This window comes from Pseudomonas sp. GL_090 (genome assembly GCF_057837765.1).
Map to the genome: position 1 here is coordinate 2,865,182 of NZ_CM174452.1, position 14,741 is coordinate 2,879,922.

At 58.0% G+C, this 14,741-nt stretch carries 13 protein-coding genes; 8 read left to right on the forward strand and 5 right to left on the reverse strand.

The genetic code is table 11. The annotated features are described in order from the left end of the window. Nucleotides 1–199 precede the first annotated feature (199 nt). The gene (locus tag AC3ITA_RS12810; protein ID WP_150673961.1) at nucleotides 200–1,714 is read left to right on the forward strand and encodes an MFS transporter; all 1,515 of its coding nucleotides are present in this window, start codon (nucleotides 200–202) and stop codon (nucleotides 1,712–1,714) included. A 91-nt stretch (nucleotides 1,715–1,805) separates the two neighbouring features. Further along, the gene (gene gorA / locus AC3ITA_RS12815) at nucleotides 1,806–3,164 is read left to right on the forward strand and encodes a glutathione-disulfide reductase (RefSeq protein ID WP_414927547.1); all 1,359 of its coding nucleotides are present in this window, start codon (nucleotides 1,806–1,808) and stop codon (nucleotides 3,162–3,164) included. On the opposite strand, the gene AC3ITA_RS12820 is transcribed toward gorA, so the two are convergent. Next, nucleotides 3,161–4,171, reverse strand: coding sequence for a DNA-binding protein (locus AC3ITA_RS12820; RefSeq protein WP_489280508.1), 1,011 nt, complete (start codon nucleotides 4,169–4,171; stop codon nucleotides 3,161–3,163). The genes gorA and AC3ITA_RS12820 overlap by 4 nt on opposite strands. 178 nt (nucleotides 4,172–4,349) lie before the next feature. On the opposite strand from AC3ITA_RS12820, the gene AC3ITA_RS12825 reads away from it, so the two are divergent. From AC3ITA_RS12825 to ahpF, 3 genes are all read left to right on the forward strand, one after another. Continuing rightward, nucleotides 4,350–5,288: a site-specific integrase gene (locus AC3ITA_RS12825; RefSeq protein ID WP_150673958.1), complete on the forward strand. Its 939-nt coding sequence runs from the start codon at nucleotides 4,350–4,352 to the stop codon at nucleotides 5,286–5,288. Between the two features lie 138 nt (nucleotides 5,289–5,426). After that, entirely contained in the window at nucleotides 5,427–5,990 is a 564-nt protein-coding gene (gene ahpC, locus AC3ITA_RS12830; RefSeq protein ID WP_007975937.1) for an alkyl hydroperoxide reductase subunit C, read from the forward strand. 127 nt (nucleotides 5,991–6,117) lie between these two features. Then, nucleotides 6,118–7,680: an alkyl hydroperoxide reductase subunit F gene (gene ahpF / locus AC3ITA_RS12835; RefSeq protein WP_489280510.1), complete on the forward strand. Its 1,563-nt coding sequence runs from the start codon at nucleotides 6,118–6,120 to the stop codon at nucleotides 7,678–7,680. A 183-nt stretch (nucleotides 7,681–7,863) separates the two neighbouring features. Here ahpF and gloA read toward each other — a convergent pair whose 3' ends face one another. Further along, on the reverse strand, nucleotides 7,864–8,385 hold the full coding sequence (gene gloA, locus AC3ITA_RS12840; protein ID WP_489280512.1) for a lactoylglutathione lyase: 522 nt from the start codon (nucleotides 8,383–8,385) through the stop codon (nucleotides 7,864–7,866). Between the two features lie 144 nt (nucleotides 8,386–8,529). On the opposite strand from gloA, the gene AC3ITA_RS12845 reads away from it, so the two are divergent. Continuing rightward, on the forward strand, nucleotides 8,530–9,048 hold the full coding sequence (locus tag AC3ITA_RS12845) for a DUF4946 domain-containing protein (protein ID WP_414927551.1): 519 nt from the start codon (nucleotides 8,530–8,532) through the stop codon (nucleotides 9,046–9,048). A gap of 163 nt (nucleotides 9,049–9,211) precedes the next feature. Here the strand turns inward: AC3ITA_RS12845 and AC3ITA_RS12850 are convergent, their stop codons facing one another. The 3 genes from AC3ITA_RS12850 to AC3ITA_RS12860 all read right to left on the reverse strand — a co-directional run bounded on the left by AC3ITA_RS12850 (nucleotide 9,212) and on the right by AC3ITA_RS12860 (nucleotide 12,330). After that, complete coding sequence (locus AC3ITA_RS12850) at nucleotides 9,212–9,577, reverse strand: histone-like nucleoid-structuring protein, MvaT/MvaU family (protein WP_008051761.1); 366 nt, start codon at nucleotides 9,575–9,577, stop codon at nucleotides 9,212–9,214. Nucleotides 9,578–9,811: 234 nt separating this feature from the next. Then, nucleotides 9,812–11,344: an EAL domain-containing protein gene (locus AC3ITA_RS12855; protein ID WP_489280514.1), complete on the reverse strand. Its 1,533-nt coding sequence runs from the start codon at nucleotides 11,342–11,344 to the stop codon at nucleotides 9,812–9,814. A 113-nt stretch (nucleotides 11,345–11,457) separates the two neighbouring features. Beyond that, complete coding sequence (locus tag AC3ITA_RS12860; protein ID WP_095945070.1) at nucleotides 11,458–12,330, reverse strand: LysR family transcriptional regulator; 873 nt, start codon at nucleotides 12,328–12,330, stop codon at nucleotides 11,458–11,460. Nucleotides 12,331–12,407: 77 nt separating this feature from the next. On the opposite strand from AC3ITA_RS12860, the gene AC3ITA_RS12865 reads away from it, so the two are divergent. Then, a complete protein-coding gene (locus AC3ITA_RS12865) occupies nucleotides 12,408–13,352 on the forward strand; it encodes a DMT family transporter (RefSeq protein ID WP_489280516.1) in 945 nt (314 codons plus the stop codon). 250 nt (nucleotides 13,353–13,602) lie between these two features. Beyond that, entirely contained in the window at nucleotides 13,603–14,679 is a 1,077-nt protein-coding gene (hppD, locus tag AC3ITA_RS12870) for a 4-hydroxyphenylpyruvate dioxygenase (RefSeq protein WP_057714671.1), read from the forward strand. The last annotated feature ends 62 nt before the right edge of the window (nucleotides 14,680–14,741 follow it).

The window sequence follows — 14,741 nt, forward strand, 5'->3', positions numbered from 1 at the left end:
GTATCGCCTGACATCCATCGGTAGGAGATACGAAAGAAAATCCTGATTTGTTAATTACCGGCGAAAACGATGATTGTTGCGGCTAAAAACCGCTGTATTAAATGAAGTGTGCAAGAGCCGGCTTGCCCGACGTGACTGATGTCAGGCCAAGGGCGCGCTTAAAGTCGCTGGGGTTTTATGAGGAAATGGAGTTTCGTGAATGGCGTTAACAGGAAGCGTGACCCTAAAACGGTGGTTGGCTTTAAGCGTACTGATGCTGCCTGTACTGCTGGTAACAATTGACAATACGGTGCTTGGATTCGCATTGCCAAAAATTGCCGAGGCCCTGCGCCCTAGCGCTAGCCAGCAGTTGTGGATGATCGATGTTTATTCGCTGGTATTGGCGGGGTTGCTGGTGTCGATGGGTAGTCTGGGAGATCGTGTCGGTCATCGTAAGTTGTTGTTGGCCGGGTCCTTGGGTTTTGCGATTGTGTCGGTGCTAACCGCGTATTCCGATACCGCCGCGCAACTGATTGCCGGGCGAGCTTGTATGGGCGTTTTCGGTGCAATGCTGATGCCCTCGACATTGGCGTTGATACGTTCGGTGTTCGAGGACCGAGAAGAACGCAGGTTGGCAGTCGCGATCTGGGCAACGACATTGACAGTAGGTTCGGCACTCGGTCCTTTGGTGGGCGGTGTATTGCTGGAGTTCTTCAGTTGGGGGGCGATTTTCCTGTTGGCGGTGCCCGTGTTGGTGCCACTGCTGATATTGGGCCCAATGTTGTTGCCCGAATCCGAGCGAGATGCTTCAGGACCGCTTGATCCAATTAGCATCTTGCAATCGATGCTTGCCCTTGGTGCCATCGTTTATGGCATTAAACACAGTGCCAGTATTGGTATCGACTGGATGGCACTGACAGCGTTTGCAGTAGGCGCAGTTGCGGGCTGGATGTTTGTGCGTCGACAGTTACGTCTGCCAGTGCCGCTGATGGACCTGACTCTATTCCGCAGTGGCACCTTTAGCGGCTCTGTCGCGATCAATTTGATGAGTCTCGCGTTTCTAGTCGGCTTCGTATTCTTTACCACTCAGTTCCTGCAGATCGTTCTTCAGATGTCGCCCTTGAGTGCTAGTCTCGCGTTGATTCCTGGTCAGGTCATGGCGATTGTGGTGGGGATGGCGGTCGTGCCTGTCGCACAGCGATTACAGGTGCATGTGCTGATACCGATTTTGATGGCGTTTGCTGGAGCGGCGTTTTTGCTGGTCGCCAGCATGGGCAGTAGCCTGACCGTTCTAGTGGTGGCTTTTGCCTTGTTGAACATTGGCGTGGGCGCGATCGCGACGGTGTCCAATGATGTGATTTTGTCAGCCGCACCACCGGCAAAGGCGGGCGCCGCGTCTGCCATTAGCGAAACGGCCTATGAAGTGGGTGTGGTTTTGGGGACGACAGTGCTCGGCGGTGTCGTCACCGCCTACTATCGCGGTGCATTGCAGCTTCCGGGGTTCCTGAGCGAAGTGCAGATGATGCTGGCGAGTGAGACGCTGTCTGGCGCCTATCATGTGGCGGCAGACTTGTCAGGTGATCAAGCAAGGGAATTGATGGCGCAGGCGGGAAGGGCATTCGAAGGTGGAATCGGTTTGGTTTCTTGGGTGACGTTCGGCTTGGCACTCATGGCGATTTTGATTGCTTGGCGCACTCTGGGGACATCGAAAACGCAATCTGCAGAGGGGCATTGATCGAAAACGAAGATTGGGCCGCGCATTTCAGCACAATGCTTGCTCAGCGGCCGTCCGCAGGTATGCTGTTGGCCTGCCGAGGAGATTGAAAATGGCCTACGATTTTGACCTTTATGTGATTGGTGCCGGTTCCGGCGGTGTGCGGGCTGCGCGGTTTGCCGCCGGGTTTGGCGCGAAAGTGGCCGTGGCCGAGAGCCGCTATCTGGGCGGGACCTGCGTGAACGTCGGCTGCGTGCCGAAAAAATTGCTGGTCTACGGTGCGCACTTCGCCGAAGACTTCGAGCAGGCTTCCGGTTTTGGCTGGAGCCTGGATGAGGCGCAGTTCGACTGGCCGACGTTGATCGCCAACAAGGACCGCGAGATCAATCGCCTCAATGGCATCTATCGCAATCTGCTGGTCAACAGCGGCGTGACCTTGCATGAAGGCCACGCGAAGATCGTCGACCCGCATCAGGTCGAGATCAATGGCGAGCGCTTTACCGCCAAAAACATCCTGATCGCCACCGGCGGCTGGCCGCAGATTCCGGAGATTCCGGGGCACGAGCATGCCATCAGTTCCAACCAGGCGTTCTTCCTCAAAGAGCTGCCCAAGCGCGTGCTGGTGGTGGGCGGCGGTTACATTGCGGTCGAGTTCGCCGGGATCTTCCACGGCTTGGGTGCCAAGACCACGCTGCTGTATCGCGGCGAATTGTTCCTGCGCGGCTTCGACGGTTCCGTGCGCAAGCATTTGCAGGAAGAGTTGACCAAGCGCGGCATGGACCTGCAATTCAATGCGGATATCGAGCGTATTGACAAGCAGGCCGATGGCAGCCTGAAGGTCACGCTCAAGGATGGTCGCCAGCTGGAAGCCGATTGCGTGTTCTACGCCACGGGTCGTCGTCCGATGCTGGACAATCTTGGGCTGGAAAACACCGGGGTCAAACTCGACGGGAAAGGCTTTGTCGAGGTCGATGAGCAGTATCAGACCGCCGAGCCGTCGATCCTGGCACTGGGCGATGTGATCGGCCGTGTTCAGCTGACACCGGTGGCCCTGGCTGAAGGCATGGCGGTGGCGCGACGCCTGTTCAAGCCGGAACAGTATCGTCCGGTGGATTACAAGATGATCCCGACGGCGGTGTTCAGCCTGCCGAACATCGGCACCGTGGGTTTGACCGAGGAGGAGGCTCGCGAAGCCGGCCACGAGGTGCAGATCTTCGAAAGCCGCTTCCGGCCGATGAAGCTGACCCTGACCGAGTGCCAGGAGCGCACGCTGATGAAACTGGTGGTGGACGCCAGGACCGACAAGGTCCTGGGTTGCCACATGGTCGGCCCGGAAGCCGGTGAAATCGTTCAGGGCCTGGCGATTGCCTTGAAGGCCGGCGCCACCAAGCGCGACTTCGACGAAACTATCGGGGTGCACCCGACGGCCGCCGAAGAGTTCGTCACCATGCGTACGCCGGTCGCCGGTTAAACGTCCTTCGCTGCGTCTGCCGCTGCCGCAAGGGTCGCGGCCAGACGCACGCGTTCTTCCAGATCCGCCCGGGTCTTGGCCAGATCCATTTCCAGTGACCTGTTGAGCTGCGACTGCTCGTCGACGTTCTGTTTGAGTGCCTGGCTTTCCAGCAGGGCGACCCGCAGGCGTTCCTGGAGGAGGGTGCGCTCGCCGTCAACGCGGGTGGCCTGTTCCAGCAACTGGTCCTGACGGGTATTGCTTTGCTTGAGCTGCTCTTGCAGCAGGCTCAGTTCTCGCAGGGTGCCGCGGTTTTCAGTTAGCAAGCGCTCATTGTCACGGTGCAATTGGGTGATTTCATCCTGGCGCACCAGCGCGCTTTGTTGTGCCTGGCGCAGTTCCATCTGTAACTGTTGCACCTGGCCTTCATGGCGACTCATTTCCTGTTCGCGCTGTTCCTTGACCGCATTGCGGTAGTGCTCCAGCGCGTCGCGAGTGTGCAGGTGCTTTTCTTCAAGGGAGCGGATCTGCTCGTCCTTGTCTTTCAAGCGCAATTCGAAATCGGCCAGCGCCTGGTTCAGCCCGGCGTTGCGGGTCTGCTCCGTTTGCAGCAGGGCGCGGGTTTCTTGCAGGGCCTCGGATTCCTGGGTCAGCGCCAGGCTTTGAAATTCGTATTGCTGGTGCAGTTCGCTGTTGGCCTCTTGCGCTTCGCTGAGCTGGTTATCCAGCGCTTTGCGTTGTTCCTCGTACTGCGTGCGTGCCTGGTCGATGGGTTCTTGCGCCTGCTCCTTGAGTCTCTGTGCGAGCCGCGCCACCAACGCCATCAGTTCGTCGTCGATCGGTTCCGACGGAGCTTCGACAGGTTCGACCCTGTCATCGAGCTCCTTGAGGTAGCGATGAATCGTGGTTTTCGAGCCGGTATTGCCCATCTCGATGCGTACGGCATCGATGCTGGGGTTTTCGCCGCGGGCGAGGATCGCCAACCGAGCGGCTTGAACCACCGCTTTATTTACACCGCCGCGTGCCATGAGATCTCCCGGGTTTTGATGATGTGGTACGTACCACGAAAATACACATTGTACCATTCAATTCATAAAGTTAAATGTTGAATGTAACTGACACGGGATATACTGGTATTACCCCGTGTGATACACCCAATGCCGATTTTTGACCCGTTAAAGCAGTATGAATTCAAGAGTTGACCCCATGACCGAGCTGGATCGTTACCTGCAAGCCGCGACACGCGACAACACCCGTCGCAGCTATCGGGCAGCCATCGAACACTTCGAAGTGACGTGGGGCGGTTTTCTGCCGGCCACCGGCGATAGCGTGGCGCGCTACCTGGTGGCCCATGCCGGGGTGTTGTCGATCAATACGCTGAAGCTGCGCTTGTCGGCATTGGCCCAGTGGCACAACAGCCAGGGTTTTGCCGATCCCACCAAGGCGCCGGTGGTGCGCAAGGTGTTCAAGGGCATTCGCGCGCTGCACCCGGCCCAGGAAAAACAAGCCGAACCCTTGCAGCTTCAGCATCTGGAGCAGGTGGTCAGTTGTCTGGAGCTGGAAGTGCAAGTCGCCATGGCCGCAGGCGACCGAGCGGGTTTGCTGCGGGCCAGGCGCGACATGGCCTTGATCCTGCTGGGCTTCTGGCGCGGCTTTCGTAGCGATGAGTTGTGTCGGCTTCAGGTGGAACACGTGCAGGCCAGCGCCGGTTCCGGCATCAGTCTCTATCTGCCGCGCAGCAAGAGTGATCGCGACAACCTCGGCAAGACCTATCAGACGCCAGCCTTGCAACGCTTGTGTCCGGTGCAGGCTTATATCGACTGGATTACCGAGGCGGCACTGGTGCGGGGGCCGGTGTTCCGTGGCATCGACCGCTGGGGGCATCTGGGCGAGGAGGGATTGCACGCCAACAGTGTGATTCCGTTATTGCGTCAGGCGTTGGCCCGAGCAGGTATCGCTGGCGAGCTTTACACCAGTCACTCCTTGCGTCGCGGTTTTGCCACCTGGGCGCATCAGAGTGGCTGGGATTTGAAGTCGCTGATGAGCTATGTGGGCTGGAAAGACATGAAGTCAGCCATGCGTTACATCGAAACCAGTCCGTTCCTCGGCATGGCGCGCATCACGGAAAAGCCGGTGGAGTCCTAGATACCGGTTTCTTCTATTAATACCGCTGGCTAATAGCGAAAGCCAATCAGCAGCATCAGGTTTGCCAATGAGTCAACCGTCCGTCGAGTGGGTAAAGTTCTCTCCATCAACTTCTTAACCCCTGACGGAGAGTCAACGATGCCTATCATCAACAGCCAAGTTAAACCGTTCAAAGCTGACGCATTCAAAAATGGCGACTTCGTAAAAGTCTCGGACGCTGACCTCAAAGGCAAGTGGTCTGTGGTGTTCTTCTACCCGGCCGACTTCACCTTCGTCTGCCCGACCGAGCTGGAAGACCTGGCCGACAACTACGACGCATTCCAGAAACTGGGCGTCGAGATCTACAGCGTTTCCACCGACACCCATTTCGCCCACGCTGCCTGGCACAACACTTCGCCAGCCATCGGCAAGATCCAGTACACCATGATCGGCGACCCGACCCACGCCATCTCCCGCAACTTCGACGTGCTGATCGAAGAAGCAGGCCTGGCTGACCGTGGCACCTTCGTGATCAACCCTGAAGGCCAGATCAAGATCGTTGAACTGAACGACGGCGGTGTAGGTCGTGACGCTTCCGAGCTGCTGCGCAAGATCAAGGCTGCCCAGTACGTCGCTGCTCACCCAGGCCAGGTTTGCCCGGCCAAGTGGAAAGAAGGCGAGGCCACTCTGGCGCCGTCACTGGACCTGGTCGGCAAGATCTAAGTCTGTGACGCGCTTCATCAGGGCGCACTTGCGCACCTTCTAAGCAAGCTGCACCGCCCAATAAAAACGCCCGGGCGAGATTCGCTCGGGCGTTTTTTTGTCTCAAGAATTCAAGGAAATCGCCCGTATGTTGGACACCAATCTTAAAGCCCAGTTGAAATCGTACCTGGAACGGGTCACCCAGCCGATCGAGATCGTTGCTTCCCTCGACGACGGTGCGAAATCCCGGGAAATGCTCGAACTGTTGAAAGACGTTGCCAGTCTTTCTACCCAGATTACCTTGCTCGACAATGGCGATGATGCACGCAAGCCGTCGTTCTCGATCAATCGCCCCGGGGCCGATATCAGCCTGCGTTTCGCCGGCATCCCGATGGGCCACGAATTCACGTCCTTGGTGCTGGCCTTGCTGCAGGTCGGCGGTCACCCGTCCAAAGCCAGTGCCGAAGTGATCGAACAGATACGCTCGCTCAAGGGTGAGTTCAACTTCGAGACTTACTTCTCGCTGTCCTGCCAGAACTGCCCGGACGTGGTCCAGGCGCTGAACCTGATGGCGGTACTGAACCCGAACATTCGCCACGTCGCCATCGATGGCGCGCTGTTCCAGGCTGAAGTCGATGAGCGCCAGATCATGGCGGTCCCCAGCATCTACCTCAACGGTGTGAACTTCGGCCAGGGCCGCATGGGCCTGGAAGAAATCCTCGCCAGGATCGACACCCGCGGCGCCGAACGTCAGGCCGAGAAGATCAGCGCCAAGGAAACCTTTGACGTGCTGGTGGTCGGCGGTGGTCCGGCCGGTGCTTCGGCGGCCATCTACGCGGCCCGCAAAGGCATCCGTACTGGCGTTGCGGCCGAGCGTTTTGGTGGGCAGGTGCTGGACACCATGGCCATCGAAAACTTCATCTCGGTGCAGGAAACCGAAGGGCCGAAACTGGCCGTGGCCCTGGAAGAGCACGTCAAGCAGTACGACGTGGATATCATGAATCTGCAACGCGCAGACAAATTGATCGCTGGCAAAGACGGTCAGGTGCACGAAGTCCACTTCGCCAGCGGCGCGAAGCTCAAGGCCAGGGCCGTGATCCTCGCAACCGGCGCGCGGTGGCGTGAAATGAACGTGCCGGGTGAGCAGCAGTACCGCAACAAGGGCGTGGCGTACTGCCCGCACTGTGACGGCCCGCTGTTCAAGGGCAAGCGCGTGGCGGTGATTGGCGGCGGCAACTCCGGCGTCGAAGCGGCCATCGACCTGGCCGGTATCGTGTCCCATGTCACGCTGCTGGAGTTCGACGTGCAGTTGCGAGCCGATGCGGTATTGCAGCGCAAGTTGCACAGCCTGCCGAACGTCACCGTGATCACCAGTGCGCAAACCACTGAAGTCACCGGCGATGGCCAGAAGGTCAACGGCCTGCGCTACAGGGATCGTCAGAGTGACGAATTGCGCAGTGTGGAACTGGAAGGGATCTTTGTGCAGATCGGTTTGTTGCCTAATACCGATTGGCTCAAGGGCACCATCGAGTTGTCGCCCCGTGGCGAGATCATCGTCGACGCTCGCGGTGAAACGTCGGTGCCGGGGGTGTTCGCCGCCGGCGACGTGACCACGGTGCCGTACAAGCAGATCGTGATCGCGGTGGGCGAGGGCGCCAAGGCTTCACTGAGTGCCTTCGATCACTTGATCCGCACTTCTGCACCGGCATAAACCCCGGCACTGAAAACACAAAACCCCATGAGCGATCATGGGGTTTTTTTGTGCCCGCCATGCGCGGTGTGCCTCTGTAGGAGCGAGCCTGCTCGCGAAAGCGGAACGGTCAGTCACATCAATTTTGTATGGACTGGCGCTATCGCGAGCAGGCTCGCTCCTACAGTGGGTTTGTGGCGGATTTTAGAGCGGTGCGGGCTGAATGATCTCGACCCAGTAGGCGTCCGGGTCCTTGATGAACGCCAGGCTCTTCATGCGGCCATCGCTCAGGCGTTTCTGGAAATCGCAGCCCAGTGCTTCAAAGCGCTCGCAGGCGGCGACGATGTCCGGTACCGAAATGCAGATGTGGCCGAAACCGCGTGGGTCGGTGTTGCCATTGTGGTAGGCGAAATCCGCATCGTTCTCTGTGCCGTGGTTGTGAGTCAGTTCCAGAATGCCGGGGATCGATTTCATCCACTCGGTGCGTGCGGCGGCGTCCGCCGGGATCTGGTTCTTGTCCACCAGTGCCAGGAAATAAAGGCTGAATTCGGCTTCCGGGAAATCGCGTTTTTCCACCAGGGTAAAACCCAGGATGCGTGTGTAGAAGTCCAGAGACCTGGTGATGTCCTTGACCCGCAGCATGGTGTGGTTGAAGACAAAATTCTGTGTAGCGGTGTCCGGTTGGGCGGTGACGCCGGGGAATGTGTTCAATTCGTGCAGGCTCATGGGCCCTCCGGGAAATATGTGGGCTAACGAATGGTGACAATGATACGCAAGGGTTCGGACATCACCAAACCCAAACAGTCGGCTATTGCCTGACAGCCGGCCTGGGCCCAGACTTTACGGCTTGATCCTTGAGTGCCCGTTGCGATGATTCGACTCCCTAATCTGCTGTTCATCCTGCTAAGCGTGTTTTCGCTGGCTGGCGTTGCTCGTGCAGATGCGCCAGTAGTCACCTGGCCGGAAGGCTGGCAGGTCGAAGAAGTGCCTGAGTCGGCGTCGGGGGTCAGTCGCCAGCGGGCGGTGAAAAATGATCAGAATGGATCGCCGCTCATGGTGATGGAACTGACCATGAGCCCGGTGCAAAGCGATCACCGGGTAAACCTCGAAGGCGTATTGCTGGAGATGCGCAAGTCGGTTCAAAAAGACTTCTTTCAGGGCGGGTATCAAAGTGTCTGCACGCGCATTCATTCGACGACCTTGAGTCGATTGGCCGCGCTGGAAACAACCTGCACCATCACGCAAAACGGCAGGCATGTGCTTTCTCAAACATTGGTGGCCGCAGTGGATGCCGATAAGGCCTATGTTCTTTCCTACGCAGGGCAGGCTGAGGCTTATAAGGCGAGCCAGGGCGAAATAGACGCTGCCCGTAACAGCTTGAAACTTTAGTGCGCGACAGTGCTTTTTCGATGCATGAAGAAAATTTTAGATATCCAAATGGATTAAGCACAAAGTTGCTGGCAGTTCGATAATTGTGCGGTGTCCGCCTTCAGGTTTTAGATGGCCCATGAAAAAGCCCTGCATGAGCAGGGCTTTTTTGTCGCCGCAAGAGTTAGCCGCGCAACCAGGAATCAACGGTGGCTGCACCGTACTGTTCTTTCCAGGCTTTCAGGCCGCGGTGGTTGCCGCCCTTGGTTTCAATCAGCTCGCCGGTGTGCGGGTTCTGATAAACCTTGACCACACGGGCGCGGCGGGTTTTAGGGGCTGCTGCCTGCAACAGGCCGGATTTTGCCGGGTTAGGGTCGAGAATGGCGATGATGTCGCGCAGGCTCTTGCCATAGGTTTTCATCAAGCCCTGGAGCTTTTCTTCGAATTCGATTTCTTTCTTGAGCCCGGCATCGTTCTTCAGGGATTCCAACTGCTTGAGCTGTTCTTGAAGGGCCTTTTCGGCTGCACGAAATTCAGCGAGTCTGGACAATATCTTTACTCCAATAGTGTGTTTGGCTGAGACCAACCGCAAACAAAGCTATAAGCCAAGAGCCTTGAAGCGACTCGGTGATAGTGGCTCACCTGCCAATTTAGCGCAGGCATGAAAAATTGTAGTAGTTAATTGTCCAAGAGTAAATCCTGTCTTTTTCTTCATGTAACGTCAGTAGTGTTTTGATTCAAATTGGTGCGGGTAATCGTTTGTTTTGGCGATTGAATTTGCGAGTTAATGCTTGCTTAATGCACTAATGAACTCCGCCCCGGGCATGGGTTTGCCGTAAAGGTAACCTTGCAGGAAGTTGACCTGACGAATGCTCAGGTAATCACTCTGCTCGCGGGTTTCGACACCTTCGGCCACCAGGGCAAGATCGAGTTTGGCCGCCAGTTCGATGATGCTGTCCAAGAGGTGGCTCGAGAGCGTGTCGATGCCGATCATGGCGACAAAGCTCTGGTCGATTTTCAGAAAATCGACATTGAACTGTCGCAGGTAGCCAAGGCTTGAGTGGCCCGTGCCGAAGTCGTCGATGGCGATTTTCACGCCCAGTTCGCGAAGTTGCTCGAACAGTTGCAGGGTAATGGCCGTGGGCTCGATCAGTTCACGTTCGGTCAGTTCCAGTACCAGATGGATCGAGCCCGGCTCGAACGCATCGAGAAACTCGCGGCAATCCCTCACCAGTTCCAGGTCCTGGCAATGGCTGGCGGTGATGTTGATGCCAATGTGAAACGGCTTGTTGAAGCTGGCTGATCGCGGTGCGAGCAGGGCGGCGGTTTGTCGCATCAGCGAGCGGGTCATTGGTACGATCAGCCCGGAGTGCTCGGCAAACGGAATGAACAGATCCGGACGCACCAGGCCTTCCTTCGGGTGTTGCCAGCGCATCAGCACTTCAGCGCCGGACCAGCTTTTGCTGTCGCCCTGGACCACGGGCTGGAAATACGGAATGAACTCTGAAGCTTCCAGTGCCCGCTGCATTTCATAGGTGGGTGACGATGAGCGCTTTTGCAGGAAGTGACCAATTGCCCCGGCAATCACGCCGAAGAAAATCAGCAGGCTGAACAGCGGCGGATATTCGCTGCTCATGTATCGCCAGGTTTCGCCTTTGGGGAAACCCGCTTCCACGGCAAACGCATAGTGCCTGGAGGTCAAACGACTTTGCGCAACGGGCAACTCAGGCACGGCGCCGGTATGAAACTTGCCGTCGGCGGACAACCAGTCCGGGCCAACTTGCAGCAACAGCAAGGTCTTGCGGCCGATCAGGCGCAGGATATTGCTCAAGTGATAACCGTCGAGGGTTGTCAGCGCGCCTTTTTTGCCTTCGCTCAGGCGGTACACCAGCAAGGCGGTGTTGGGCGTTACCGGATTGCCGTTCATGAGCCATAAGGCGCCCTGGGTGTAGTCACCGGGGTTGACCGTCTCCTGGTAGTCGCCGAACAGAGAGCTGCAATAGAGGTTGTTGTCCCACACCAGATTGGTTGAGCGAACGAAGGGGCGGCGGGTGACCTGCTCGCGCAGCGCCAGTTTGACATCAGCGCAACTTTGGCCGGCCAACGGCAGCAATTCACGCGCGGCCTGGGCGGTGTTGTCGAGCATCAGGTCGAACTGGCGAATCGCTTCTTCGGCGGTTTGTTCGGTGTCTTGTTTGAGCGCACGCCCTGCTTGCATGTAAAGAATGGCGGCCCCCAGCAGCATCGGGAGCAATCCACTGATCAGGGTGACCGCCATTCTTTTTCTGCGACTGCGGGTTTTGGCTTTCAGCGGCATTCGCGAGTCCTGTCACGAAGAAGTAAGGCTCTCAATTGATGGCGGGGCAAAAACGCCTCCCGTGAAGAGTTCGGGTATGGTCCATGATAGTTGGCCGTTGGCGGTTATGCCGCTCAATGCAAGTCCAGGCTTTCGGCCAGCTTGATAAAGGCCAGCGTCGCGGGTGATGCCTGGCGTCGATCGAGCACCGCCAGGCCGACCTCGCGCAACACCACCGGCGACAGCGGTTTTTTCACCCAGCGGCGGTCAACCTGATCGGGCAATGAACCCTCGGCAACCACCGTCACTGCATCGCCACGAGCGACGACATCCAGGGTGCTGATCAACTGCGAGCAGCGATAACGGATGTTGGGCGTCAGTCGGGCCGCCGTGAACAGGCGTGAAACCAGCTCCGAAGAACCGGCTTCGGTCAGCACGAACGGGGAATCGCACAGGTCCTTCAGGCTCAGGCTGTCGTGATCCGCCAGCGGATGGCCTTGGGGCAGCAGCGCGACCATCTGGTCCTGGATCAACGAGACCGTGTCGAAACGCTCCTCGGGCAGCACCACAAAGCCGATGTCGATCCGACGTTCCTCCAGCCACTGGAGCACCTGGCGGTCGGGGCCTTCGTCGATATGCACCTCGATGCCGGGATGGGCCGCGCGGTACTGCTGCAGAATCAACGGCAGCAATTTGATCGATGAAGTCGGCCCGAAGGAGCCGATGCGCAGCGTGCCGCGTTTCATGCCCCGCGCATCGGCCGCTTCCTGGCGCAGGGTGTTGGCCAGGCCGAGCATCGCCCGGGCGCGCAGCAGCAACTGCTGGCCAATGTCGCTCAATTCGACCCGGGATTGATGCCGGCGCAACAACTCGACACCCAGCTCCAGCTCCAGGGACTTCAACGCATGGGACACCGCCGATTGGGAAATACCCAGGCGATTGGCTGCTGCCGTGAAGCCTTGGAGTTCGGCGACCAGGGAGAAAATCTCCAGTTGAGTGAGGGTCATGAGTGATTGCTCATTTTACGATGACTGGGGATTAGTCGAATGATACGGCATCTCTCTGACATCCGGACCTGGAATCCATGACCATCTGCGAGCAAGGCCTGTCAAAATCCTCGAATCTGCCGGTGTACCTGAAACTGGCGGCAGTCACCATGGTATGGGGTGGCACCTTCGTCGCCGGGCGCTATCTGGCTGGCGGCCTCAGTCCGTTACTGGCGGCCAGCCTGCGGTTTCTGCTGGCCAGCGTGGCGTTGCTGCTGTTTGTGCACATGGCGCGGACACCGCTGGTCCGGCCCAGCCCCCGGCAATGGCTGCAATTGTCATTGCTTGGCTTTTTCGGGATCTTTTTCTACAACCTGTGCTTCTTTTACGGCCTGCATTACATCAACGCTTCACGGGCGTCCTTGATCGTGGCGCTGAACCCGGCGGTGATCGGCCTGGCTTCCTGGCTGCTGTTCAAGGAGCGTTTGAACCGGGCCAAGGTCGTCGGCATTGCGGTCTGCATGGCGGGCGCGAGCATGGTGATCTTTAGTCGTGACCCGCAACTACTGGCCGGCGGTGCCGACACCTGGCTTGGGGACTTGTTGATTTTTGGCTGTGTCCTCGGCTGGGGTGTCTACTCGCTGTTCTCCAAAGAGCTGAACCACACCCTGGGACCGGTGCAAACGGTGACCTGGTCGATCTTGCTGGGCACCGTCATGCTCTGGATGACCTGCATCGTGCGCGGTGAGGTGAGTGTCGTCGCGATCGCCAACCTCGATGCGCAGCAATGGCTGAGCCTTTTGTACCTGGGCGTGCTGGGATCGGCGCTGGCGTACATCGGCTATTACGACGGCATCCGCAAAATCGGCGCAACCCGTTCCGGGGTGTTCATTGCCTTGAATCCGTTGACGGCGGTGATCCTTGGCTCGCTGCTGCTGGATGAGCCGCTGACGCTGGCCATGTGCCTGGGTGGCGGGCTGATCCTGGCGGGGATTTTCCTCTGCAACAAACCCCTTGCGCGGGCATGGAAAAAGGGGATTTGATACAGAAGGCGGACAAACTGATTTACGCTGTGTAGAATCGGTTTACGCATACAATAATAATCGTCTTCTGGCAGCAGAAGCCTCGCCCGCAAGAGCCTTGGGTCGATAATGAAGATATTCGGGTTTCAACTGATCTACGGTGACTTTCTCGCCCGCAGTGTGCGGGGCATCTCCTGTGCGCCACCCACCGGTCTCAGCATTGCTTACAACTAACCTTTGTTAATTGATAAAAAATGATGAGGCGCCGACCATGGCAGATTTATACGAAAACCCAATGGGCCTGATGGGCTTTGAATTCATCGAACTCGCATCGCCGACCCCGAACACCCTGGAGCCGATCTTCGAGATCATGGGCTTCACCAAGGTGGCGACCCACCGTTCCAAGGACGTGCACCTGTATCGCCAGGGCGCGATCAACCTGATCCTCAACAACGAACCCCACAGCGTGGCCTCATACTTCGCGGCCGAGCACGGTCCGTCGGTGTGCGGCATGGCGTTTCGCGTCAAGGATTCGCAAAAAGCCTACAAGCGTGCCCTGGAGCTCGGCGCCCAGCCGATCCACATCGAAACCGGCCCGATGGAACTGAACCTGCCGGCCATCAAAGGCATCGGTGGTGCGCCGCTGTACCTGATCGACCGTTTCGGCGAAGGCAGTTCGATCTATGACATCGACTTCGTGTTCATCGAAGGTGTCGACCGCCATCCGGTCGGTGCCGGCCTGAAGATCATCGATCACCTGACCCACAACGTGTATCGCGGTCGCATGGCCTACTGGGCCAACTTCTACGAGAAACTGTTCAACTTCCGCGAAATCCGCTACTTCGACATCAAGGGCGAATACACCGGCCTGACTTCCAAGGCCATGACCGCACCCGATGGCATGATCCGCATCCCGCTGAACGAAGAGTCGTCCAAGGGCGCCGGGCAGATCGAAGAGTTCCTGATGCAGTTCAACGGCGAGGGCATCCAGCACGTTGCGTTCCTGTCCGATGACCTGATCAAGACCTGGGACCACCTGAAAAGCATCGGCATGCGCTTCATGACCGCGCCGCCGGAAACCTACTACGAAATGCTCGAAGGCCGTTTGCCGAACCACGGCGAGCCGGTGGACCAACTGCAGGCGCGGGGCATTTTGCTGGACGGTTCGTCCGAGTCGGGCGACAAGCGTCTGCTGCTGCAGATCTTCTCGGAAACCCTGATGGGGCCGGTGTTCTTCGAGTTCATCCAGCGCAAGGGCGACGACGGTTTCGGCGAAGGCAACTTCAAGGCGCTGTTCGAATCCATCGAGCGTGACCAGGTTCGTCGTGGTGTTCTCTCTACCGACTAAATCCTTGCAGATGTAGTAACCGTAGGAGCGAGCCTGCTCGCGATAGCTATCTGTCAGCCAAT

What these genes read in the sequence shown, in the direction of transcription:
- AC3ITA_RS12810 (WP_150673961.1), top strand. Translation starts at nt 200, where the DNA reads ATGGCGTTAACAGGAAGCGTGACCCTAAAACGGTGGTTGGCTTTAAGC.
- gorA (WP_414927547.1), top strand. Translation starts at nt 1,806, where the DNA reads ATGGCCTACGATTTTGACCTTTATGTGATTGGTGCCGGTTCCGGCGGT.
- AC3ITA_RS12820 (WP_489280508.1), bottom strand. Translation starts at nt 4,171, where the DNA reads ATGGCACGCGGCGGTGTAAATAAAGCGGTGGTTCAAGCCGCTCGGTTG.
- AC3ITA_RS12825 (WP_150673958.1), top strand. Translation starts at nt 4,350, where the DNA reads ATGACCGAGCTGGATCGTTACCTGCAAGCCGCGACACGCGACAACACC.
- ahpC (WP_007975937.1), top strand. Translation starts at nt 5,427, where the DNA reads ATGCCTATCATCAACAGCCAAGTTAAACCGTTCAAAGCTGACGCATTC.
- ahpF (WP_489280510.1), top strand. Translation starts at nt 6,118, where the DNA reads ATGTTGGACACCAATCTTAAAGCCCAGTTGAAATCGTACCTGGAACGG.
- gloA (WP_489280512.1), bottom strand. Translation starts at nt 8,385, where the DNA reads ATGAGCCTGCACGAATTGAACACATTCCCCGGCGTCACCGCCCAACCG.
- AC3ITA_RS12845 (WP_414927551.1), top strand. Translation starts at nt 8,530, where the DNA reads ATGATTCGACTCCCTAATCTGCTGTTCATCCTGCTAAGCGTGTTTTCG.
- AC3ITA_RS12855 (WP_489280514.1), bottom strand. Translation starts at nt 11,344, where the DNA reads ATGCCGCTGAAAGCCAAAACCCGCAGTCGCAGAAAAAGAATGGCGGTC.
- AC3ITA_RS12860 (WP_095945070.1), bottom strand. Translation starts at nt 12,330, where the DNA reads ATGACCCTCACTCAACTGGAGATTTTCTCCCTGGTCGCCGAACTCCAA.
- AC3ITA_RS12865 (WP_489280516.1), top strand. Translation starts at nt 12,408, where the DNA reads ATGACCATCTGCGAGCAAGGCCTGTCAAAATCCTCGAATCTGCCGGTG.
- hppD (WP_057714671.1), top strand. Translation starts at nt 13,603, where the DNA reads ATGGCAGATTTATACGAAAACCCAATGGGCCTGATGGGCTTTGAATTC.